Origin of the sequence: Colwellia sp. BRX8-4, assembly GCF_014077345.1 — a bacterium.
Taxonomy (GTDB): Bacteria; Pseudomonadota; Gammaproteobacteria; order Enterobacterales; family Alteromonadaceae; genus Colwellia_A.
Genome location: NZ_JACGVS010000020.1, coordinates 50,681 through 74,218 on the forward strand (window position 1 = coordinate 50,681; position 23,538 = coordinate 74,218).

At 38.7% G+C, this 23,538-nt stretch carries 19 protein-coding genes; 10 read left to right on the top strand and 9 right to left on the bottom strand.

Translation table 11 applies throughout. From position 1 onward, the window contains the following. Positions 1-538: 538 nt before the first annotated feature. The 6 genes from H4J56_RS15575 to H4J56_RS15600 all read right to left on the bottom strand — a co-directional run bounded on the left by H4J56_RS15575 (position 539) and on the right by H4J56_RS15600 (position 7,741). On the bottom strand, positions 539-1,213 hold the full coding sequence (locus H4J56_RS15575) for a DUF2726 domain-containing protein (RefSeq protein ID WP_182216781.1): 675 nt from the start codon (positions 1,211-1,213) through the stop codon (positions 539-541). Between the two features lie 288 nt (positions 1,214-1,501). After that, positions 1,502-2,131: a dUTP diphosphatase gene (locus tag H4J56_RS15580; RefSeq protein WP_182243627.1), complete on the bottom strand. Its 630-nt coding sequence runs from the start codon at positions 2,129-2,131 to the stop codon at positions 1,502-1,504. Positions 2,132-2,219: 88 nt separating this feature from the next. Continuing rightward, entirely contained in the window at positions 2,220-2,729 is a 510-nt protein-coding gene (locus H4J56_RS15585; protein ID WP_182243628.1) for a hypothetical protein, read from the bottom strand. Positions 2,730-2,931: 202 nt separating this feature from the next. Beyond that, a complete protein-coding gene (locus H4J56_RS15590) occupies positions 2,932-4,236 on the bottom strand; it encodes a hypothetical protein (protein ID WP_182259576.1) in 1,305 nt (434 codons plus the stop codon). A 124-nt stretch (positions 4,237-4,360) separates the two neighbouring features. Beyond that, entirely contained in the window at positions 4,361-5,152 is a 792-nt protein-coding gene (locus tag H4J56_RS15595) for an outer membrane lipoprotein-sorting protein (RefSeq protein WP_182259577.1), read from the bottom strand. 9 nt (positions 5,153-5,161) lie between these two features. Beyond that, entirely contained in the window at positions 5,162-7,741 is a 2,580-nt protein-coding gene (locus tag H4J56_RS15600; RefSeq protein ID WP_259368200.1) for an RND family transporter, read from the bottom strand. A 118-nt stretch (positions 7,742-7,859) separates the two neighbouring features. On the opposite strand from H4J56_RS15600, the gene H4J56_RS15605 reads away from it, so the two are divergent. Then, the gene (locus H4J56_RS15605) at positions 7,860-8,168 is read left to right on the top strand and encodes a metalloregulator ArsR/SmtB family transcription factor (protein WP_083277999.1); all 309 of its coding nucleotides are present in this window, start codon (positions 7,860-7,862) and stop codon (positions 8,166-8,168) included. A gap of 66 nt (positions 8,169-8,234) precedes the next feature. On the opposite strand, the gene H4J56_RS15610 is transcribed toward H4J56_RS15605, so the two are convergent. Then, on the bottom strand, positions 8,235-9,353 hold the full coding sequence (locus H4J56_RS15610) for a beta-ketoacyl-ACP synthase III (RefSeq protein WP_070375624.1): 1,119 nt from the start codon (positions 9,351-9,353) through the stop codon (positions 8,235-8,237). A 159-nt stretch (positions 9,354-9,512) separates the two neighbouring features. Further along, entirely contained in the window at positions 9,513-10,517 is a 1,005-nt protein-coding gene (locus H4J56_RS15615; RefSeq protein ID WP_182222753.1) for a GlxA family transcriptional regulator, read from the bottom strand. A 126-nt stretch (positions 10,518-10,643) separates the two neighbouring features. Here H4J56_RS15615 and H4J56_RS15620 point away from each other — a divergent pair, with 126 nt between their 5' ends. After that, the gene (locus H4J56_RS15620; RefSeq protein ID WP_182259578.1) at positions 10,644-12,545 is read left to right on the top strand and encodes a beta-ketoacyl synthase; all 1,902 of its coding nucleotides are present in this window, start codon (positions 10,644-10,646) and stop codon (positions 12,543-12,545) included. 78 nt (positions 12,546-12,623) lie between these two features. Here H4J56_RS15620 and argE read toward each other — a convergent pair whose 3' ends face one another. Next, the gene (gene argE, locus H4J56_RS15625) at positions 12,624-13,772 is read right to left on the bottom strand and encodes an acetylornithine deacetylase (RefSeq protein WP_182222754.1); all 1,149 of its coding nucleotides are present in this window, start codon (positions 13,770-13,772) and stop codon (positions 12,624-12,626) included. Between the two features lie 184 nt (positions 13,773-13,956). Here argE and argC point away from each other — a divergent pair, with 184 nt between their 5' ends. The 8 genes from argC to H4J56_RS15665 all read left to right on the top strand — a co-directional run bounded on the left by argC (position 13,957) and on the right by H4J56_RS15665 (position 23,487). Continuing rightward, positions 13,957-14,991 carry an N-acetyl-gamma-glutamyl-phosphate reductase gene (argC, locus tag H4J56_RS15630; RefSeq protein ID WP_182259579.1) on the top strand — a complete coding sequence of 345 codons (1,035 nt, stop codon included), beginning with the start codon at positions 13,957-13,959 and terminating at the stop codon, positions 14,989-14,991. Then, positions 14,991-15,797: an acetylglutamate kinase gene (gene argB / locus H4J56_RS15635; protein WP_070375629.1), complete on the top strand. Its 807-nt coding sequence runs from the start codon at positions 14,991-14,993 to the stop codon at positions 15,795-15,797. The genes argC and argB overlap by 1 nt, the downstream gene beginning before the upstream one ends. Before the next feature lie 49 nt (positions 15,798-15,846). Further along, a complete protein-coding gene (locus H4J56_RS15640; protein ID WP_182251453.1) occupies positions 15,847-16,797 on the top strand; it encodes an ornithine carbamoyltransferase in 951 nt (316 codons plus the stop codon). A gap of 77 nt (positions 16,798-16,874) precedes the next feature. Continuing rightward, a complete protein-coding gene (locus H4J56_RS15645; RefSeq protein WP_182216798.1) occupies positions 16,875-18,146 on the top strand; it encodes an argininosuccinate synthase in 1,272 nt (423 codons plus the stop codon). 2 nt (positions 18,147-18,148) lie between these two features. Continuing rightward, complete coding sequence (argH, locus tag H4J56_RS15650) at positions 18,149-20,092, top strand: argininosuccinate lyase (protein WP_182170403.1); 1,944 nt, start codon at positions 18,149-18,151, stop codon at positions 20,090-20,092. Positions 20,093-20,194: 102 nt separating this feature from the next. Then, the gene (gene argA, locus H4J56_RS15655) at positions 20,195-21,514 is read left to right on the top strand and encodes an amino-acid N-acetyltransferase (RefSeq protein WP_182216800.1); all 1,320 of its coding nucleotides are present in this window, start codon (positions 20,195-20,197) and stop codon (positions 21,512-21,514) included. A 248-nt stretch (positions 21,515-21,762) separates the two neighbouring features. After that, positions 21,763-22,956 carry an outer membrane beta-barrel protein gene (locus H4J56_RS15660; RefSeq protein WP_182259580.1) on the top strand — a complete coding sequence of 398 codons (1,194 nt, stop codon included), beginning with the start codon at positions 21,763-21,765 and terminating at the stop codon, positions 22,954-22,956. 15 nt (positions 22,957-22,971) lie between these two features. Further along, on the top strand, positions 22,972-23,487 hold the full coding sequence (locus H4J56_RS15665) for a polysaccharide biosynthesis/export family protein (RefSeq protein ID WP_182244800.1): 516 nt from the start codon (positions 22,972-22,974) through the stop codon (positions 23,485-23,487). The last annotated feature ends 51 nt before the right edge of the window (positions 23,488-23,538 follow it).

Consider the following 23,538-nt stretch of genomic DNA (forward strand, 5'->3'; position numbering starts at 1 on the left):
AGATGTCGTATATTTATGTTCAGGATGGCCTTTCTCAGACATCCTGTCTTTCTAGGCATTAGTGCATCCCTGCACGTCAACGGTATAGCGCGGTGCTGTGACTACATGGATGTAGGAAGTAGAGTAACGCAGGAGCGGTTACCGAGATGGCAAAGAGCGTATATGTTCAGGATGGCCTTTCTCAGACATCCTGTCTTTCTAGGCATTAGTGCATCCCTGCACGTCAACGGTATAATGCGGTGCTGTGATTACATGGATGTAGGAAGTAGAGTAACGCAGGAGCAGTTACCGAGATGGCAAAGAGCGTATATGTTCAGGATGGCCTTTCTTAGACACCCTGTCTTTCTATGTATTAGTTCAATAGGCACAAGATTATACGTCAACGATATATTACGATCACATCGCCACTCTTAGCCTTTATGTAGCCTTTATCGCATTAAAACTGCCAAGCACGTTTATATCTAAGGGAAAACAAAAAAGTCAGCGATTTAAATCGCTGACTTTTTATTTTAATAATGAGTTAATTTTATTGTAGAGTTTAATGAGGTAATGCGGCTACTTGCGGTGCAGGGATACGTTGCGACATAGCATTGCCTGTTGATGAGCCTAATTGCGCACGAGCGGCAATAGGAGACAAAGCGCCAACTTCTTCTCTATTTCTATTGGGTCGAGGTTTTAGCATGGGAGCAGGAATAATTTTTCCTTTAATTTTTGGCTCTGGTGGTCTGTTTCCTAAAAGTCGACTGTAAATACAAGCGCGGATCTCGTCAACGGTATAATTAGTTTTCACTTTAATACGAATATGAGGAATTGAAGATGCTTCTAATGCGCCGCTGACAAACCAGTCTTTTTTGATTTTATAGCCTTTACCTTGGGTATCAACTAAATCAATAACGCCACATAGCTTCATACTCTCACGATCACAAATAGCAAAGTCTAAGTATTTACTTTCGGCATTCGCTGATGCTGTTTGGCTTGCTCTGTTCGACACACCATGACGAATAGTGACAATATCAGCAAGTTTTACTCGATTAATAATACGGTATTTACCACCAAGGGCTTGTTCGAGCAAATTTTGAAAATTCTTCTCTGCTGGCGTAAAAAGACTTTGCTTTTTATCAAATGGAAAAGGAAAACTATTGTCGTTTAAGCGGCTAGCTAACAAAGCGACAATAACAATTAGGCTGATCATGGCAAAGAGAATTAATTCCATACACTGCTCCGGCGGTTCAAATTCTTGACGGTCTTCTTAATAACTGTTGAATAAGCAGAATTTGTGCCACAGATCATAATTTTGCTAGATTCTTTTAATAACCCTTGGCTAGGTGGAATTTATGCGACAGATCTTAATATAAAAGAGTTGTTTTAATGACCGTTCGAAAAGTAGAATTTATTCTGTATATTTTAAGCTAAAAGACTGTTTGAGCATGGGAAAAGGGTGGGGGATAAAAGACTCTAGTTATTATTTATCTAGAGTCTTTATTAGGTTTTGAGCGAATAATTATGCTGGGTATTTTGTCTCAAGTGCTGCATAAAGTTGTTGCTGAAAATCACTTGCACTGGCATCTAAGGTATTAACTAAATTAGCTAATACTTCATTGTCTTCTTCGCCATGCCAAACTTTGATATATGTCCCTTCTTTATAACCGTGGTCTTGACGGAAAAAATTCAAGGTGTTTTTGCCAACATATTGACGAAATAATTCATCTAGGTCCATATTCATCAAACGCATACAATCAGCTAAGGCAATCGCATCAAAACTTTTGTTAGTAACGGCGGCTGACGCTAGGTTTTCAAGGGCAATTTTAAAATCTTTTTCGCCTGAGCTTTCAGTGAGTTCTGTTGCTAAGGTGTCAGTAATACTTGTAACGGTTTCGCCTGTCATTAAACGTAAGCTTAATCCAAAATGAAAAATATCAACCAACTCCAGTTGCACTTGCGCAATATCTATTTCTTGATGTTTCCACCATTTCCATCCGTGATGGTCTAACATTTCAGCACACTCAACCCAAATGGCGCGATACCACTCATAACCATTTTCTTGCCAGGTATCACTAACACGAGTATTCATCGCGTCTTGCATGGTTAGCATTTGTTTTATTTGATTTTGTGCTGCTGAATTTGCGCTCATTTTTTTCTCTATTATTTGTAAATATCTATGGGGACTATTTTGCCGTAGAGAAAAGAAAGAAACAAGCAAACAAACGATGGTAATTTAATTAAAAAACTACCGCTAACTCAATACCGCTAAAGGCATAGTTTTTTGCTTGCCAGTTATAACCACTTATTTCACGAAAACGAACAAATGCTGTAACTTTTATTTGCTCAATCATCATCGAACTACCAATCCCTATATAGCCATCTGAATCGTTGTCATTGTAATGATGGTCAAAGTTATCATTTTCGAAATCTGTACTATAGCCCTTATTTCTATGTGAATAGTCATCGTCACTTCGATCATTAAAGGCAAGCTCAAGCAGATCAACGCCAAATTCAGCATAAAGACTAAAGTTAGAAAAATAACCTATTTTTATACCGCCTTCCCATGCAATAAAACCATGTTGGTAATCGAAGGTATCGGTAACCCTTGCATAGCCTATTGAGCTATTAACCGAGAAACCTAAATAACTATTAAGTTTACGATGAATTACCTCTACGCCAACACTTGAGTAATAGTCACTGTCGTTAGTTGCATGCTTAATAGAAATAATATAATCATTAGATTTCATTGCGTAACTATTCAAAGAAAACAAAATGTTAAAACAGATGACGATAATAATTTTGTTCATAATAAGCTCAGCAGAATATTTACAGCCATTCTCATCTTATTACGGGTAAGTTTCAGTGATCTAATTGTTAGGATATGCTGAAAAACTGTAAGTTATTGTCAGATTAATTCTGTAGACATTGAGCCTTTAGTGCTGGCGTCATTTAAAAGTGGGCTTTTACTCTAAGCCAAGCATTGCTGTTTTGTTGATGTTGACCAAAAAAAGTATACTTTTCTTCACCCCAAAATAAATTCGCCCCAGCCGAGAATAACCACTTATCGCTATAGCGATAAGTAATTGAAGGTTTAAGATAACCATCCTTGTCTGTGGGAGAATAAAAGTTAAAAACGCTATAAATTAATTTTTGCTGCAATGTTCTGTAGGTTAAGCGAACGGTTAATAATTGACGGTTTTCATCGACTTCTGTTGCTGGCGTAGCAGAATGGCTAATAAATTGCTGATAATGTTTGGTTTGCTCAACATAGAACTGAACGCTAGCGGTCAGGTTTTTAATTACTTCTCTTTCAAACGCCACTAAAAACCTATTTTGACCATTAGCAATAAAAGGGTTAGTGCCGTTATTATCCTCAATACTGTTATAACTTGCATATTCAGCATTAAATAATCCGCCGGCTAATGACAATCGAACACTGGCTCCCCAAGCATTCATTTCTGGAAAATAAGCTTGTGGTGGCTGACTGTTATCTTCTGTAATACCTACGGGAGTTGGCCAAAAACCTTTATAACCATACAGCGCATATTCCACGCCATTATTGTTAGTCGCAAGGCGCGCTGAAAATTGTGCTTTATTGGTTTCTTTTACCCTAAAATTATCAGCGGGTGCAACAATGGCTTGTGCTTGCGGTGAATAAAAAGAAAAACGTTCGCCAGTGATGTAAACATCAGGGGTGAACTCAGGAGTCCAAGTGAGATCAAGTGAATAGTGACCAATATACCAAGTACCTTTCGCACTATCTGAAGGCGCTTTTAGATATTGGTCATCACGTCCTGAGAAGAATGATTGCCAGTTTTTTGCAAACAAGTCGTTAAGGAAAATATAATCACCGGTACCCCATGTCAGAATTTGCCGACCTAACTTAACATCTGTTTTATCTGAGGGGCTAAAACGGATATTTAATTCGCGTGTTTGCAAAAAAGTATCTTTTAATACATCGTCATAAATTAACTCTGCTTTTGAAACCAGCTCAAAAGATTCATGACTGTAATCAAGATTAACGCGTGTGGTGATTTCACTTAATGATGCGTTTGACTCAACAATATTATCCTGTAATAAATAGCCATAACCCGCTTCAACAAAACCTGAAAATTTCCAAGGTGAAACCACTTCTTCGCTCCACTCATCCCCCCAATTATCTGTTTCGTTTGCGAGAATATTAGCGGCAAAACTTGCGCTAGCGGCACAAAGGCTGGTCACTATAAAATAGAAATATTTTACTGATTTTTGCACAATAATTCTGTCCATTTATTGTTAGTGATATAAATAATAATCCCGATACTGAATTAATTTCAGCAGTTAAAACGTTAGTAGCTGAAACGGATCAGGATGAGTTTATACGATCATCGTTAGCTTATTAATCCAGCCACTCTTTTGGTGGGTTACGTAAACTGCGCTCAGAAAAAATATCATTGGGTAAGCCAACATTATATTTCACATTTCTAAATTGCATTTCAGTATAGCTGCCATCGGAGTGTTGAGTTATTTTTGAATGCATAACCGTGGTAAAACCATCAATAGCTTCAGTTTTTAATACTTGCAGAGAACGTGATTTTTTACCTTGGCTGTCATAAAAGTCAACTTGCATCGGTAAAAAAGTGTTTTTATCAACACTGACAATATAATGATCAAATTCAACACTGTTTAGATCTTTAGGCTGAGCCTTGATCGTATAAAAGTTGTTATCAGTTTTTAACAGGGTAAAGTTATCTTCTGCTGGGTTTCTGCCTGAAACATCCTCATAAAAAAAATGTGCGCCAACAAAAGAAGTACGCTTATCACCGGCTGAAATACGTTTTACTAAATCTAGTGCTGGCAAGTACAACCAGCGGTCGTCATCGCTTGTGACTTTTTTAACTACACGAAATACCGTACCTTGGACATCGGTGGGGCGAGAGAAGAACACTAAGATGTCTTGGTTACCTAAATCGGTTTGGTCTTTACGCAAGATAGTAAATTGTCGCATCTGCTTATTGCCCTGCGCATCAACAATAATCATACGGGCTTGGGCACTACCATCATCAGCAGAATAATATGAGGCTAAATTTGCCTTAGTAATAATTTCATTGGCATTGGTTAGATCGCCAGCCTGGCCAACAAAACTTGAAAGGGAGCAGACCAGTATCAATAGTTTTGATAAATATTTCATCTTTATATCCTATAGTTGTTCAGTTTTTAGGTTTTGCTTACCAGCAAAAAGGGTCATTAATGCCGGCAATAGCACTAAAGTAACTAACGCCGATAGCGCCATAATACTCGCCAGGAAAAAACCAACGGTAATATAAGGCATTAATGGTGAAAGTAATAATGGGGTAAAACCAACGGCAATAACTATTGCATTGCGTGATATTGCTCGGCTTGGCTCTTGGAACATTGCGGTTAATGCTTGTGATAAACTGCCCAGTTCTTTCTCTAATTCTCGTGCACGTTGGAGAAAATGAATGGCAAAATCGATAGATAGTCCTAATGTGAGCGCCGACAATACCGCGATAGGCATATCATAGTCTTTACCTATCCAGCCAATTAATCCATAGATCATCGAAATAGTAAGTGTTAGCGGCAACATGGCTAAAATACCGTACTTGAAAGAGCGAAACAGTAAAACCATCATCAAGAAAACGATGACAAATGAAGACAATAGGCTGTCGATCATTCCATTTACCATCGCATCTTGCCAAACAATGTTTAAATAAGATTTACCTGCCCATTGATAACTAATATTTTTTGGCATGGGATTGTTGGTAATGTAAGTTTCTGTCCAGTTAACAACTTTGGTGGTGTGTTGATTATCGCCACTAGTCATTTGCAACCATAAGAGACTTTTTTGGTAATCTTTAGTGACAAAATGCCATAAGTCTTGTGGACGATGTGACGACTGATATTGCAATAATGTTTGCGCCACGCCATTGCTCGTTTCAGGCAGAGTAAAGTCTTTATCTTCACCGGAGAAAAGCTCACGATTGACCGTTTTGACGATATCAGCCAAGCCATTACTTTTACCGACTAAACCTGTGGCTAGTAATGCTTGTTGAAAGTCGCTTTGCCAGTTTAATAACGCGGGGTCTAGAAATACTTTACTGTCGTTGAAAGCGCTATCAGCAATATTGACTAGCTGCTCTATAATACCTTGGTCTTTATCAGGGGCAGAAAACGTTAGGTCATCTAATAAAACCAACAAGTTCTGATTAAATAATGACTCTTTTTTAGCCGAGTTAACGTTATTTATAAAGGAATTAATTTTTTTGGCGCTAGTTGAATCAGCGGTAAACGTTGCCAGCACTGCTTTGAATTTTTTTACCTCGCCGTTATTGTCACCCTGGTTATTGTTAAACACTAACCAAGCATCATAAGTACCAGCAAAATGTTCATTAAGCACCTTGTCAGCAATTCTTATTTCGTGATCCGCTTTAAACCAATTAACAGGATTATCATTAATCTCAATACGACTAACGCCTTCAATACTAATTAAAAATAAGGCAACAAAGCCGATAAGAATGAGCTTGGTTTTTTGAGTAGCAAAACTGCCTAATCGTTCTAATACATTGGCTAATCTGCCTTTTTTCTCCATACGCACAATAGCGTCATGCAATTTGGCTAAAGTTTCAGGTTTTAAACGAGAGATATAAGCAGGGACGTAAATAATTGTCAGCGCGAATGCCAATAAAATACCGGTACCAATAAAAGCACCAAAGACTTTTACTGGCGGAATAGGTGTTAGCATTAACGAATAAAAACCGATTGCAGAGGTGATTGATGTATAAAGCATTGGTGTATATAAATGCTTCATGACACCTTTTACAACATCGCCGGCATCATCACCTTTTTTATATTTTTCAGCAAATTCAGAAAGAATGTGAACTGAGTCAACCACGGCAATTGGCATTAAGAATATAGCGATCATTGATGACATAATATGAACGGTAAAGCCCATACCAATGAGTGAGCCCATGACTATAATCACCGTTGCCATCGCGACGACCATAGGCGCAATGATTAACGGTAAATTGCGAAAAAAGTACCAAAGTAAAGCAAAAATAGCTAAACCAGCAAGTGGGGCTGCAACACCCATTTGAACAAACATCTCATAGCCAAATTGGTCTTCAGCGACAGGTAAACCTGTGATATGAAAGTCTACATTAGCCACCAACTCTGCGGGAAAATTGCCACTGATAGTACGAATTTTTTCAGCAATTTTATAACTCATGTCTTTGGCTTGAATAGGCACGTAAATCGCTATCGCTTTGTCGTCTCCAGAGACTATGGTGTTGTTAAGCATAGGTAAGCGTTTTACGGCTTGTTGAATGGCTAAGCTGCCTTCGAGTGAAGACGGTGCCTGCTTCATTAGATATTCAAAGCGTATGCCGTTATTTTCACCTTGGTTATTTTTTTCTTGGGTAATATTGTCAACAACACTCAAGGATAATAAATCTTGTTGAATAACCCCTTCAATTTGTAATATTTCTGTTGAAAGTTGCTCAACAACCTGTAATGCACTAGGAGTAAAAATACTATTTTTACTAACAATTCCAACGACTATCATATCGCGCATTTGAAAGTCAGCTTTTGTTTGGTTATGAAAAACACGTGCTGGCGCATCACTGCTCAGCATATTTTCAGGGTCGGTATCTATTTTCAGGTTTGGCATCATCGCCAGACTTATCGCCACCATCAATAAGACTAAGGTGTAAACAAGTTTAGGTTTCTCAATAGCGAGTTGTAGCAGTCTGGTGTAATTCAAAAGTGATCCTTAACTGAAAAATTGTTATATTAGATAAACGTAATGTACTTTTATATTAGCACTATCTAATGTAATATCAATCAATATTTACTTTTTGCTGACAATAAAGACCCCGATGATGAATAATGAAACTCAAATAGACATAGCTGAAATGCGTGGTAATGCAACTCAAGCCGCTGAGTTACTGAAAGCGATGAGTAATGAAAACAGATTATTGATACTTTGCTATTTAGGTGAGAAAGAAATGTCGGTATCAGAGCTTAATGGTTTTATTGATTTGAGCCAGTCGAGTTTATCACAGCATTTAGCTCGATTGAGAAAAGATGGCTTGGTAAAAACTCGCCGAGAATCACAAACGATATACTACACAATTGCTCATCCATCGATAGTAAAACTAATTACCTTTTTACATAGTGAGTTTTGTTAAAGGTTAAAGGTTAATTAACGATTAAGTCACAGAGGTTTTTCTCAGTGACTTAATCGCAGAGCAGAATTAAATATGCTCTATAACGATACAGCCTGCCGAATAACCAGCACCAAAAGAACAGATTAAAGCTTTATCGCCAGTAACCATATCATCATGATTCAAGTGAAAAGCAATAATAGAACCCGCCGAAGCCGTATTTGCAAACTTGTCTAAAATAATAGGTGCTTCATTGCCCATAGGGTCACGGCCTAATACTTTCTTTGCAACAAAGTTATTCATGTTGATATTGGCTTGATGTAAAAATAACCTTTTTAAATCTTTAGCTTCAACATTTGCTTCTGCCATCTGCTCGGTAATTAATTGAGAGACCATTGGCAATACTTCTTTAAAAACTTTTCGTCCTTGCTGAACAAACATTTTGTCATTATCAAGCATGGTTTCTGGATCGCATTTATTGATATGACCAAAGTTACTACGAATGTTATTAGAAAAGGTCGTGATCGGCTTCTTAGTTAATATTTTAAAGCAATGGTCAGCCGTGGCGGTTGCTTGTTTTTCAATAACAATAGCCGTTGCAACATCACCAAAGATAAAGTGACTGTCGCGGTCGCGTAAATTAATTTGTGGAAAATTGAGTTCAGGGTTAATCACTAACACTGTTTTTGCTGTGTCGCCATGCAAAGCATTTGAAGCATTCATGATACCAAAGGTTGCCGATGAACAAGCGACGAGCATATCGTAAGCCCAACCTTTACAACCTAGTTCTTTTTGTACTTCAATGGCAATTGCAGGATAAGCGCGTTGTGTGTATGAACAAGCAACAATGATTAAATCGATATCGTCTGCTGTTTTATTTGCTGCAGCCATCGCTTGTTTCGCGGCGCCAACAGCCATTTCTGCTTGTGCTGATAATTGCTCATCACTACGCTGAGGAATAAGTGGCATCATGGTTTTAGGGTCAAGTGCGCCGTCTTTATACATAACATAGCGACTTTTAATGCCTGATGCTTTTTCAATGAATTCACTTGAAGACGGTTTTAAGGCCGTTAACTGCTCACTGTTAATAGCGGCGGCATTTTCAATATTATAGTCTTCAACATATTGATTAAATGCGGTGACTAATTCATCGTTTGAAATACTGTGTGGTGGTGTAAATAGACCTGTACCACTGATCACGATTGACATGTATTTTCTCCGTTTGTAATTTTCTAGTGGTCGTACCATGAGACTTATTGTATTAAAGTACAAGCACTTCAATGCTTTTAATTTATCTGTTATGGATTATACCCGTTACTGATAAAAGTGCACTGTCAAAAATTTAGCTTGTTTGATAGACGTTAACCGTTAATTAAAAAGCTTTTTACGCACCATTGCTCGATAGTCTCTTGGAGTGAGTTTTAATTGTTTCTTAAACAGCCGAGTTAACTGGCCTTGCTCTTGATAACCCACCTGAAAAGCGATTTCTTGAATAGACAGATTACTTGATGATAGTAAATCTTTGACTGTTTCTACACGCATTTTTTGCCAATAATGAGAGGCTTTAACGCCGGTAGCATTTTTAAAACGCCGACTAAAGGTTCTATGGCTAATACCAAATTGTAACGCCAGTTCAGTAAGCGATAATGTTGATGATAGATTAGTACGCATCCAGAATTGAATTTGAGTGATCAATTCATCAGGATGTCGATCGACCGCACCTTCTAAATAACGTTGTTCTTCATATGGTTTTCTTATTTCATGAGAGAAATTACGCTCAACATGTTGTGCAGCAGTCTCACCGTACGTTTGATGAATAACGTGAACGGTAATATCAGCTAAGGCATTTAAACTTGCCGCACAGTAAATACGTTCTGACTGGGTAATAAAAAAATCTGGTTTCAATTCAACGTTAGGATAATTTCTTTTGAATTGGTCAACATAATGCCAGTGTGTTGTTGCCGGATGATGATCAAGTAGTCCTGACTCAGCAATAAAACAAACCCCTGTACCACCACCAATAAGCGTTGAACCTTGTTGCCACATACGATTAAGCCAACTTACCATTTTGGGCTGTTTTTTGATTATTGGCCTAGGGTTGCGCCAAAGACTAGGAATAAAAATATAATCTGGACTTTGGGCATGCTCAATATCTTTATCGGGATAAAGCTTAATAAGTGCTCTGGTGCGCACTGGGGCTAATAGTTCGCTCACCATTTCAATACTGAGTTTAGGTGATTGCCTATCTTCTCTTCGAGCAAAAGCTTCGCCTGCTCTAAGCATTTCAATAGGTAAGCTTACGCTGGTTGCTAACATATGATCATATAAAACCAAGGCAACATTGATTGTTTTTCGGCTTGTCTTGAGTGGCATATTAATAACTTTTGCAACATTTGGCTGTTATTGTATTATTTATGGCTGAAAACGACAATTAATTATTGGTATTTCTTTTTACACTAGTGACAAGAATTACGACTCATGTATTTAAGAGAATTATAAATGACTGCTTTACCTATTATTGTTGGCATGGGCGGCGTAAACGCTGCTGGCCGCACCTCGTTTCATCAAGGTTTTCGTCGTATTGTTATCGACAAATTAACTGCAGAAGCACGCCAAGAAACTTTTGTTGGTCTTGCTACTTTGATGAATATCTTAACTTTCCAAGCAGGTCAGTTAGTTGACGTTGAGGGTAATTGTGTTGCATTAAGCGAAGTAGAAGCACGTTTTGGCCAGCAAATTCTTGATGGCACCCTTATCCGTAAAATTGAAAATAATCACTTTGACCCTGACGCGACGCATTGCCACACAAATATGGCGGCAACACCGAGCACTGAAAATATTACTTTTGAAATTAAAGAAAAAGAATTACCAAAACCCTTACCGCGCTCATGGACAGTAACACCCTTAGCAGATAAACGTGTAAAGGTTGAAATTACTGATAATTTAGATATTAAACATAGTAGTTATCGCGATAATCCGATTAAAGCAGCGGGACAATTACCTACCGGCTTTGAACCGTCGACATTATATAATAGTCGTTATCAGCCACGTGGCTTACAAACGACTATTTTTGGTGCTGCAGACGCTATTCATTCAACGGGCTTTAGTTGGGATGAAATATTAGAAAAAGTAAGCCCAGACCACGTGGGTACTTATTCTTCTTCAGCTTTCGGTCAAATGCAATCGGAAGGTTTAGGGGGCATGTTGCAAAATCGTTTGCATGGCGATCGTGTTACCACTAAAAACTTAGCGTTGGGCTTAAACACCATGTCAGCTGATTTTATTAATGGTTATGTGACCGGCAGTGTGGGTACCACCTCGACTTCGACTGGCGCTTGTGCAAGTTTTCTTTATAACTTACGCAATGCTATTCAAGATATTAAATCAGGTCGAGTGCGTGTTGCTATTGTGGGCAGTAGTGAAAGCCCAATAACACCGGAAATTATTGAAGGTTTCGGTAACATGAGTGCATTGGCTAATGAAGAAGGTTTGAAAAAACTTGATGGTATTACTGATGGCCAAGCTGACCATCGTAATACCAGTCGCCCGTTTGGTGAAAATTGTGGTTTTACTATTGGTGAAGCTGCACATTTTCTGGTGATTATGGATGACGAATTAGCCGTTGAATTAGGCGCTAAACCTTTGGGGTCGGTTGCTGATGTATTCATTAATGCCGATGGTATTAAAAAATCTATTACCGCTCCAGGTCCTGGTAATTACATTACCATGGCGAAGTCAGTGGCATTAGCAAAAAGTATTTTAGGGGAAGAGTCGGTACAAAAGCGTAGCTTTATATTAGCTCATGGTTCAAGTACCCCACAAAACCGTATCACCGAGTCGTTAATTTATCACCGTTTGGCCGAAACTTTTGATATTCATAATTGGCCGGTAGCCGCGCCTAAAGCTTATGTTGGCCATACTATTGCACCAGCAAGTGGTGACCAAATCACTATGGCGCTAGGTGTTTTTGCTCATAATATTATGCCGGGTATTACGACCATTAAATCGATAGCCGATGATGTACATAATGAGCGCTTGAATATCGCTCTTGATCACTGGCAGTGTGAAGCGATGGATGTTGCTTTCATCAATTCAAAAGGTTTTGGCGGTAACAATGCCACGGCCACTATACTCTCACCAGACGTAACGCTCTCTATGCTGAAAAAACGATATAGCATAGCAGAAATGATCCGTTACCAAGAAAAGTTATCTGCGGTTGAAGTGAAACAAAGTATCTATCAAGAAAAAGCCAACAATGGACAGTTTGAATTAATTTATAAATTTGGTGTGGGTGTACTAGGTGATGATGATATTGAAATTAACACTGAAAATATCTCAATGACCGGCTTTACTAATAGTATTGCCTTACCCAGTAAAAATCCGTTTGCGGATATGGTGTAGTCATAACTTAACCCCTTGCAAGGTTATACTAAGTAAAAACGAAAGAGCAAAGCATTATCGCTTTGCTTTTTTGTACCTTTATAAACAGTACCTTTCGATCATCTTCAGTAATAGTTGTTCAGTTTTATCAATTTCGCTATGCGCTAGAAATTCATTAGGCTGGTGTGCTTGATCAATTGAACCAGGACCTAAAACGATAGTTTGACAACCCAGTTGTTGAATGAAAGGAGCTTCGGTCGCATAGTTTACCGCACAACATGAATGACCACTTATTTCTTCGGCTATAGTGACAAAATCACTGTTTTTACTTTGTTCAAAGCTGGGTGAACTCGGATCCAATTCACTAAATGAAATTCTATTAGGGTATTTTTCAGCTAACGGTTTTAACGCTTCACTGAGTAGTAAGATAAGTTCGCTGTCAGTCATGCCGGGTAGGGCACGCATATCAATGTCTAACTCGCAGTGACCACAAATTCTATTAGCATTGTCGCCACCGTGTATTGCGCCAAAATTAAGGGTTGGCTCCTTTACATCAAAGGCTTGATTACTATAATTGAGAGCCAATTTTTCTTTGAGTTGCATTAATTGGCCAATCACTTGATGGATAATTTCTATCGCATTCACGCCTAAACTTGGCTTGCTTGAGTGTCCTGATTGACCTTGAATAGTTATGCGATGGGACATATGACCTTTATGCATGATGACAGGGACCAAATTTGTTGGCTCACCAATAATAGCAACATCGGGTTTTATCTGTTGGTTTTTGGTGAAAAAACGTGCGCCAGCCATGGTGGTTTCTTCATCTGCGGTGGCCAAAATGTAAAGTGGTTTTTTTAACTGTTGCGCGGTTAATCCTTTACAAACTTGTAAAATAAAAGCAAAAAAACCTTTCATATCACACGTGCCTAAACCATAAAATTTATTATCTTTATCAACAATTTTGAACGGGTCTGACTGCCAACGATTTTCATCAAAAGGTACAGTGTCACTATGACCTGCCAGTAACAATCCTCCTGTTCCACTACCGAGTTTTGCTAATAAATTATATTTATTGCGCGTTTCTGGCACCGCTTGAATGTCGATACTAAAACCGAGTTGTTCAAACCAACTTGCCAATAGTTGAATAACTGCTAAATTCCCTTGATCCCAGTTCGCTTGTGTCGAGCTAATAGAAGCACTGGCAATAAGTTGTGTTAATGAATCAGTAAAGTTGGGCAAATTTTTCATAGTGGCTCACAGTTGAAAATGAATAAATAAAAAAACCATGGGTAATTATGCTTATTTGTTGCATAACGAGTCATTGGGTGTTATTTTCTTATTCTAGTGTAAATAACCTAAATATAGAAGGCTATTGAAAATAATTTGTTTTCTGCTTTCCTTAGGTTAATAAAAAATTAATAGATGAGGTTGTATGAAAGTCGCGGTTATTGGAGCAAGTGGATATGTGGGTGCAGAGCTGATTAATTTATTGTCTGCGCACGATAAAATTTCCCTTGAATATTTACTGGTGTCAGAAAACAGTAGCTCGGCAGATATGACCTTTTCGCAATTACATCCGCGTTACTTAGGCGTATGTGATTTACCTTTAGTCTGTTTTTCACAGCGTTGGTTCGATGATACGGTACAAAAGCTTGATGCGGTATTCTTTGCTACTCCGCATGAGTTCAGTGCTGACTGGGCACAAGCTTTTGTTGAGAAAGGTGTTAAGGTTTTCGATCTATCGGGTGGTTTTCGTTTAAAAAATAGTGAAGATTATCCAACATTCTATGGTTTTGAACATAAAAACTTATTGGCGCTTGCCCAAGCAACTTATGGTTTAGCCGAATGGCAGCAAGATGATATTGCTAATACACAATTAGTTGCTGTACCTGGTTGTTACCCAACAGCAAGTTTATTATCACTTAAGCCGATTACCATAAATAACTACCATCTTGAAAACTCTCTCATTGTTGTTAATGGGATCAGCGGCGTCAGCGGTGCGGGTAGAAAAGCCTCATTAGCGACAAGCTTTTATGAAGTCAGCCTAACACCCTACAATATTTTACAACACAGGCATCAACCCGAGATAAGCCAAGAAGCTAATGCCGCAGTTATTTTTAATCCTCACCTTGCACCTTATAAAAGAGGATTGCTGGCAACTGTCACTTTGCAAATCAAAGCAGGTATTACGACAAAACATATTAACGAAGCTTTTTTAAACGCTTATCAAGATAAGCCATTGGTGCGCTTAACCGGCGCTTGGCCGAAAATAGACAATGTGGCTAATACACCATTTGCTGATTTACATTGGCAAGTCGATGAAGAAAAACAAGTTGTTGTGGTGAGTTGTGCTATCGATAATTTATTAAAAGGTGCTGCTTCACAAGCGGTGCAATGTGCGAATATTTCTCTGGGTTTAGCGAGTGAGTATAGTTTGTTGCACAATGTAACTTTGGGAAAGAGTTAATGACTAAGACAATAAACACATCAGTAACGTCTAAAACTAACAAGCCATTAGTGATCAAAATCGGTGGCGCTATTCTTGAAAAAAAAGATGCTTTAGCTGATTTATTAAAAATTATCGCAACATTAAAAAATCAAGCCGTGGTGCTAGTGCATGGCGGCGGCTGTGTTGTTGATGAAATACTCAGTCAAGCTGGTTTTACTTCAGAAAAAAAACAGGGTTTACGTGTTACACCTCAAGAGCAAATGCCCCTTATTGCGGGTGCATTAGCAGGTAGTGTTAATAAAGCGATTGTTGCCACTGCAGCAAGTTTACACATGCAAGCCGTTGGATTGTCACTGGTCGATGGTGATATGGTTTCGTGTCAGTTAAGCGATAAAGGCCTGGGTATGGTGGGTGAGCCTAGTGCAAATAATAGTAAGTTACTCGATACACTTTTAAGTGCAAACTTTTTGCCGGTTATCTCTTCTATTGGTTCATTAGCCAATGGTGAGTTAGTGAATGTTAATGCGGATGATGCAGCTGTCGCAATTTGTCAGTTACTAAATGCCGAATTGCTACTGCTAACCGATGTTAATGGTGTAAAAGATGCGCGTGGCGAATATATTGCTTCACTGAGTAAAACTCAGGCAAATTCCTTAATAGAGCAAGGTGTTATTGCTGGTGGGATGACCGCCAAAGTTAATGCCGCTTTGCATGCAGCAAGCCAATTGCGACGAAGTATCGCGGTTGCCAGTTGGCAGTCGCCTGAGCAAATCATCAATCTAATAAAGGGTGATGCCATTGGCACACGCATTCAGCCACATTAACCACAGTTAAGTCACACTTAATTTAACGATTTTTCGGATAGGACTTATCATGTCACCGACACACACAAGATTAGAAAACTTTTTAGCAGATGATCAACTGACTAAAACACAAATAATTGATCTGATTGCTTTAGCAATAAAGATTAAAAACCATCCTAGCGACTATAGTAAAGCTTTAGCGGGTAAATCTGTAGTGATGCTCTTTGAAAAACCTTCATTAAGAACACACGTTAGTTTTGATATGGGTATTAACAAATTAGGCGGCCATGCGCTATATTTAGGCCAACAAAATGGCAAACTAGGTGAGCGAGAACGAGTTAGTGATTACGCTAAAAATCTTTCTTGCTATGCTGACGCTATCGTTGCACGTGTTTTTGAAAACAGCGCCATCGAAGGTTTAGCTGAGCACGCAACTATTCCAGTGATTAATGCACTGTGTGATATATATCATCCGTGCCAAGCACTAGCTGACTTTGTCACTTTGCAAGAATATTTTGTTTTAGGTAAAGGTATAGATTTAACAAAGGTTAAACTTGCTTATATTGGTGATGGTAACAATGTGTCCAATTCGTTGATGTTTATGGCTGCAATACTAGGGGTCGATTTTACCTTGGTTTGCCCAGCGGGGCATGAACCAGAAGCACAATTATTTAGTAAAGCGAAAGCTTTTGCAGATAAGTCAGGGAGTAAGTTGGTACTTACATCAGATGTTGAGGCTTTAGGGCCGCAAGATGCTATTTATACCGATACATGGGTATCAATGGGCTTTGAAGATGCCAGTAAAAAAGCTGCACTTCTAGAGAAGTTTGCACCCTATCAAGTGAACCATCAAATGATGAAAGGCAGTGGCGCCAGTATTGTGATGCATTGCCAACCAGCGCACTTAGAGGAAGAAATAACAACCGCACTTTTTGACAGTGAAATGTCGGTAGTTTTCCAAGCAGCAGAAAATAGAATGTGGGCGCAAAATGCGGTACTCGTTACGCTATTAGCTAAATAATAGTGTAGAAATTATTAGGTCAGCAGCTGATTTATATTCAGCATGACAATTTATCAAGATTAGTTAGGAATAAGACAATGGCTTTAGCAAAAAAACAAATCAAAAAAGTAGTATTAGCATATTCTGGTGGATTAGATACCTCAGCGATTATTCCATGGTTAAAAGAAAATTATCAAGGCTGTGAGGTTATCGCGTTTTGTGCTGATGTTGGCCAAGGTGATGAAGAGCTTGAAGGTGTTAAAGAGAAAGCGATTGCTTCAGGGGCATCTGAATGTTACGTGGTTGATCTTAAAGAAGAATACATAAAAGAGTATGTGTACCCCATTTTAAAAACCGGTGCGGTATACGAAGGTCAATATTTATTAGGTACGTCAATGGCACGACCTATTATTGCTAAAGCGCACATAGAAATCGCTCTTAAAGTGGGTGCTGATGCCGTGTGTCATGGTTGTACGGGTAAAGGCAACGACCAAGTTCGTTTTGAGTCTTGTTTTGCTGCACTAGCGCCAGAGCTTACTGTTATCGCCCCATGGCGTGAGTGGGACATGGTTTCGCGTGAAGACTTACTAGATTATCTTGCCGAACGTAACATTCCTTGTGCGGCTTCATTAACTAAAATCTACAGTCGTGATGCTAATGCTTGGCATATTTCTCATGAAGGTGGTGAGTTAGAAGACCCTTGGTGTGAGCCATCAAAAGAAGTATGGACCATGACAGTTGATCCTATGGATGCGCCTGATGAGCCTGAAAAAGTACAATTAAGTTTTGCTGACGGTGAGCTTGTTGCTATTGATGGTATAGACTTCTCTGGTAATGGCCAGGAAAACAGTGCCGGTGCTTATCAAGCGTTAATGTACTTAAATGCTAAAGGAGCTGCCCACGGTGTTGGTAGAATCGATATTGTCGAAAACCGCTTGGTTGGTATGAAGTCTCGTGGTTGTTATGAAACGCCAGGCGGTACTATTTTGATGGCGGCTTATAAAGGTTTAGAGTCACTTATTCTCGACAAAGAGTCACTTAAATATCGAGAATCTATTGGCCTTGAATTTTCACATGTTATTTATGATGGTCGCTGGTTTACCCCGCTTGCTAAGGCTCAATTGGCTTCTGCTGCCTCATTTGCCGAAAAACTAACGGGTGATGTCGTTGTTAAATTGTATAAAGGCATGGCGCAAGTCATACAACGTCGTTCGCCAAATAGTTTGTATTCTGAAGCATTTGCTACTTTTGGTGCTGACGATGTTTATGACCAAAAACACGCCGAAGGATTTATTCGTTTATTTAGCTTATCGAGTAGGATCACCGCACTTTCTCAAAAAGATACTGTGCTAAAGCATAAGGAAAAATAATCATGGCTTTATGGGGTGGACGTTTTAAAGAAAAGGCGAGTTTACAATTTAAGAAGTTCAATGACTCATTGCCGGTAGATTACCGCATGGCAGTGCAAGACATTGTTGGTTCAATAGCCTGGGCGCAAGCTATTCATGAAGTAGGCGTTATAAATGAAGATGAACTGGTTCGCTTAACGGCAGCATTGCAAGAATTAAAAGCGTCGGTAGAAGAAAATCCGCAACAAATATTGTTGTCTGATGCGGAAGATATTCATAGTTGGGTAGAGATCCAGCTAATTGAAAAAACGGGTGACTTAGGTAAGAAGCTTCATACAGGGCGCAGCCGTAATGACCAAGTCGCGACTGATTTAAAGCTATGGTGTAAAGAAAAGGGTGGCGATTTACTGTTTGCTCTTGTCAATTTACAACAAGCGATGATGAATTTAGCGGAACGTGAAAAAGATACGGTACTACCAGGCTATACCCATTTACAAAGAGCGCAGCCAATAACTTTTGGCCATTGGTGTTTAGCGTATGTAGAAATGTTTAACCGTGATATTGGCCGTTTAAAAGATGCGCTTTATCGTTTAGATGTTTCGCCACTGGGCTCAGGCGCTTTAGCGGGTACCGCTTATCCTATTGACAGAAATGCACTGGCAAGTCGCTTAGGTTTCAGAACGGCCACCATGAACAGTCTTGATGCTGTTTCTGACCGCGATCATGTCATTGAATTGTTGGCTTCAGCCAGTATTTCAATGATGCATTTATCACGTTTCGCCGAAGATTTAATTTTCTACAATTCAGGAGAAGCTGGCTTTGTTGAAATGAGTGATTTGGTCAGTTCTGGTTCATCATTAATGCCACAAAAGAAAAACCCTGATGCCTGTGAATTAATCCGCGGTAAGTCAGGTCGTGTTTTTGGCGCCTTAACGGGGATGTTAACCACAATGAAAGCGTTGGCACTTGCTTACAATAAAGATATGCAAGAAGACAAAGAAGGTTTATTTGATGCGCTTGATACGTGGCAAGAATGTATGGAAATGGCAGTACTCGTTGCTGATGGTCTGAAAGTAAATCGCTCACGGACATTAGCCGCGGCCCAACAAGGCTATGCGAATGCCACTGAACTTGCTGACTATTTAGTCGGTAAAGATATTCCGTTTCGTGAAGCACATCATATTGTTGGTGAAGTCGTATTAGCTGCTATTGACAAAGGTGTACCTTTAGAAGATTTAACGATAAGCCAACTACAAGAATTCAGCGATAGAATTGAGCAAGATGTTTATCAGCACCTTTCTATTGAATCGACACTTAATAAGCGTGAAGCACTCGGCGGTACTTCTCGTTCACAAGTTGAAAAAGCACTGGCGACTACTCAGTCTGGCAATGAAGCTATCTTAAATGAGCAAGTTGTTGGTGCGCCAGGCAAACAAAGAATTCAAAGGGCATTAAAGCAAGTAAAACAGCGTTTAAATGCGCAACGTGCTGCCGCTATGTCTGTTCGTCGAGCGAGAATGTCTGATGTTGATAGTATTTATCAACTGACCAACTTTTGGGCCGATAAAGGGGAAATACTGCCACGGTCACGTGACAATATTATTCATGATATTCAGAATTTTGTTGTTGCCGAGCTTGACGGTAAGGTTGTTGGCAGCGCATCACTTTATATCTATCAAACAGGTTTAGCTGAAATACGCTCAGTTGTTTTACAAGATGATGCCCAACAGCAAGGTCAAGGCAAAGCACTTATTCAGTATTTGTTAGAATTTGCCTATCAAATGGAATTAGAGCAAATTATTGTTTTAACTTATATTCCAAAATATTTTCAGCAGCTTGGTTTTAACTTAATTGATAAAAGTTCACTAGCCGATAATATTATTGAAGATAGCGAACCCAGCCCACATAAAGACCCTGCTGATGAAGTCGCCATGGAATACATACTTAGTCAGCCTCAACAGGCATAATTTCAGTCGTCATTTTAACTGATTTAGGCAAGGTATTTACTTTAGCTAAGATCCTAAACGCTAGCGTTTGGGATAAACAAATAGGTAGTTACAACTTAGAAAATGGATAGCATCAATAATAACGAACAAAATTATGTTAAATGGTTTAGAAATGCTGCGCCCTATATTAATGCGCACCGTGGAAAAACAGTGGTGCTTATGTTTGGTGGCGAAGCCGTGCTTCACCCAAATTTTGCCAATATTATTCATGATATTGCTTTGTTGCGTAGCTTGGGTGTTAAGTTAGTCTTAGTTCATGGCGCTAGGCCACAGATAGAAGAGCGTATGGATCAGCGTAACATTACTCGCCATATTGAAAATAATATTAGAGTAACCGACGCTGAAACTTTGGTTGCAGTAAAAGATGCGACGGGTTCATTGCGCTTACATATCGAAGCTTTACTCACTATGGGCTTAGTTAACTCGCCTATGCATGGTTCGCGAATTCGTGTTAGCACCGGGAATTTTGTCATTGCTAAACCGATAGGGGTCCGTGATGGCGTCGATTATAAATATACCGGTAGCGTAAGACGAATCGATGCGGTCGGTATTCATACCCAGCTTGATTATGGCTCGATAGTGGTATTATCGCCGATTGGCTACTCTTCTACCGGTGAAGTGTTTAACTTAGCACTTGAAGATGTCGCGACTAAAACAGCACTCGCCCTTAAAGCGGATAAATTAATTACCTTTACTCAAGAGGATGGTTTAATTGATGAATCGGGTGAGCTTATTCGTAGCTGTAGTGTACGGCGAGTAAAAACGTTATTGGATGATAAAGATTGTCATGTTCGCCAATTATTATTAAGAGCGATAATCGAGAGTGGAGAAAATGGTATAGAGCGTTGTCACTGCGTGAGCTACCAAAGTGATAGTGCTTTACTACAAGAGTTATTTACCCGCGATGGTGCCGGTACTTTAATTGCTAAAGATCATAAAGAAGAAGTTTGTACCGCTAGCATCGATGATGTCGGTGGCATTTTAGAACTGATTGCCCCCTTAGAAGAGGAAGGTATTCTGGTGAAGCGCTCAAGAGAACTACTTGAAGTTGAAATTGATCGCTTTACGGTACTTAAAAAGGAAGATGTTATTATTGCTTGTGCTGCTTTGTATCCTTATCCCGAAGCAAGTTCAGGAGAAATAGCCTGTGTGGCGATTCATCCTGATTATCGCAATGGAAATCGAGGTGAGCGCTTAATGAATGCCTTAGAAGTAAAGGCTTTTGATCAACACTTAACCTCATTATTTGTCTTAACAACGGTCAGTGGTCATTGGTTTAGAGAACAAGGTTTTATCGAAAGTTCAATGGAAGATTTACCTGAAGGTAAAAAACAGCTGTATAACTTCCAACGAAAATCTAAGGTATACATCAAACATATTTAGTGAATAGGTCTCGCTGTTATCAATTCAACGTTTATTTATGAAAATAAATGCCGCTTTTAAAAGCGGCTTTTTTGTTTTTAAGGTGGGCTTTAAATATTTGAGTTTGTTTATTTATGCAACAAAGTAAATATAAAAGCATTTATATACAATAATCGTGCACTTATGTAACAGTAATGTTTCATATTCGTTACTTTTAGGGCATATTGTGTGCCGCGCTCATTATTTGTTTTCAAGGTTTATACTTTTCAATGGTCATATTTAGACTTTTAGTCATTCTTCTCATTGCTTTTGCAATGACTTTGCTGACTTCTTTTGCACTCAAAGCAGAAACTGACTTCGCGCTAGAAAGTGGTGATCAATTTACAGCAACGCTGTTATCTGAATATGGTCAAATAAGTAACTTTCTTAATCAAGGAAGTGATGAAGAAAGTACCGGCTACATAAAAATTGAACCGTCCGTCTTTATTCAAACACAGTTATCACGACATTTAATACAATTAGCGACAAAGGTCAGTCATTACCAATTTAGTCACTTTAGTGAAGACGATCATAATAATTTATTATTTAAGCCAAGCTATTTCTTTAAGCTTGATCATAACAAAACACTGTTTGCAGATATTAAGTTACAGGAAAGTTATGAATATCGCGGTACTGGCCTATCTTTAGGCAATGCAGAATCAATAACAAGCGGAGATGATAAAAAATCGCTTGCCGCTAATATAGGCTACTTATATGGCCAAATTGATTCAGTGGCGAAATTAAAACTTTCAATCGGTCAAGAAGACTTTCGCTATAAAACAAGACGAGCCGAAAATAAGGCACTTGACCGTGTTGATCAAAGTGTTGCGGCTAGTTTTGATTATCTACTGTCAGGAAAGACATATTTCGCTGCAGATTTAGCTTATACCCAATCAAATTTTCAAAATAATAGCCCGTTAAATAAAGACATATATGCGGTATTAGTCGGTATGAAGTGGCAATCGACGGCTATAACTCAACTGCAAGCATTAATTGGTTATCAAAGATTAACTTTTGAAGAAACATTATTTGCCAGCGATACTCGCTTTAAATGGCGAGTTGATATTAATTGGCAGCCAACGAATTTTATGCAAATGAATATAAACACCCAACGAAATTATGAAACAACCAACAGAATTGTCGATAGCTATCGAGTTGTTGACAGTACTAATTTACAACTTACTCATCAACTGACTGATTATTTTCAGACATCTGCGGTTGTTGGTTATAGACAAGAAAAGGTCGTTTACCTTGAGCAAACGATTAATGAAGATTATTTATACTCAGAGGTTAGGTTGAATTATCAACGTAATGATTGGCTGACTGTATTTGCAGGTTTTACTTTTAAAGAACTAACAGCAAGTGATGATAGGCTAAACAACCAGGGCAATAGCTTATCGTTAGGCTTTAATGTTAATATTTAGTATTGGATAAAAAATATGCGTTACTATGTTTTGTCACTAATTTTAGTGTTCTGCAGCTTTTTTTGTGAGGCAAGTGATTATTTACTGGGCCCTGGCGATAAAATACATATTGTTGTTTACGGTGAAGACGATTTAACAACTGATGTGAAAATTGATAAATCGGGTTTTATATCTTTTCCGTTTTTAGCTGATATACAGGTAATAGGTTTATCAACTAAGAAACTTGAAACCACGATAAGAAAAGGCTTACTAGGAGATTATATTGTTGACCCACAAGTCTCTGTTTCTGTGTCTATTTATCGGCCGTTTTTTATCCACGGACAAGTTACACGACCAGGAGGTTACCCTTATCAAGATTATTTGACCTTAGATAAAGCCATTGCAATCGCTGGAGGATTATCTAATAGAGCGTCGACTTCTGATTGGAAAATCACACGACTAGTCAACGGTGTTAAAGTGACGTTAGAGGGGAATATTGCTACTGAGATCCACCCGGATGATATTATAAAAATAGAACAAAGTTTTTTCTAAAATAAAAATAAAAATAAAAATAACAATAACAATAAAAATAATTATAAAAAC

Coding starts and splice junctions, on each gene's coding strand:
- H4J56_RS15580 (WP_182243627.1), bottom strand. CDS start 2,131: ATGAGCGCAAATTCAGCAGCACAAAATCAAATAAAACAAATGCTAACC.
- H4J56_RS15605 (WP_083277999.1), top strand. CDS start 7,860: ATGAATAATGAAACTCAAATAGACATAGCTGAAATGCGTGGTAATGCA.
- H4J56_RS15660 (WP_182259580.1), top strand. CDS start 21,763: ATGGTCATATTTAGACTTTTAGTCATTCTTCTCATTGCTTTTGCAATG.
- argH (WP_182170403.1), top strand. CDS start 18,149: ATGGCTTTATGGGGTGGACGTTTTAAAGAAAAGGCGAGTTTACAATTT.
- H4J56_RS15645 (WP_182216798.1), top strand. CDS start 16,875: ATGGCTTTAGCAAAAAAACAAATCAAAAAAGTAGTATTAGCATATTCT.
- argA (WP_182216800.1), top strand. CDS start 20,195: ATGGATAGCATCAATAATAACGAACAAAATTATGTTAAATGGTTTAGA.
- H4J56_RS15620 (WP_182259578.1), top strand. CDS start 10,644: ATGACTGCTTTACCTATTATTGTTGGCATGGGCGGCGTAAACGCTGCT.
- H4J56_RS15610 (WP_070375624.1), bottom strand. CDS start 9,353: ATGTCAATCGTGATCAGTGGTACAGGTCTATTTACACCACCACACAGT.
- argC (WP_182259579.1), top strand. CDS start 13,957: ATGAAAGTCGCGGTTATTGGAGCAAGTGGATATGTGGGTGCAGAGCTG.
- H4J56_RS15595 (WP_182259577.1), bottom strand. CDS start 5,152: ATGAAATATTTATCAAAACTATTGATACTGGTCTGCTCCCTTTCAAGT.
- argE (WP_182222754.1), bottom strand. CDS start 13,772: ATGAAAAATTTGCCCAACTTTACTGATTCATTAACACAACTTATTGCC.
- H4J56_RS15640 (WP_182251453.1), top strand. CDS start 15,847: ATGTCACCGACACACACAAGATTAGAAAACTTTTTAGCAGATGATCAA.
- H4J56_RS15585 (WP_182243628.1), bottom strand. CDS start 2,729: ATGAAATCTAATGATTATATTATTTCTATTAAGCATGCAACTAACGAC.
- argB (WP_070375629.1), top strand. CDS start 14,991: ATGACTAAGACAATAAACACATCAGTAACGTCTAAAACTAACAAGCCA.
- H4J56_RS15575 (WP_182216781.1), bottom strand. CDS start 1,213: ATGGAATTAATTCTCTTTGCCATGATCAGCCTAATTGTTATTGTCGCT.
- H4J56_RS15665 (WP_182244800.1), top strand. CDS start 22,972: ATGCGTTACTATGTTTTGTCACTAATTTTAGTGTTCTGCAGCTTTTTT.
- H4J56_RS15615 (WP_182222753.1), bottom strand. CDS start 10,517: ATGCCACTCAAGACAAGCCGAAAAACAATCAATGTTGCCTTGGTTTTA.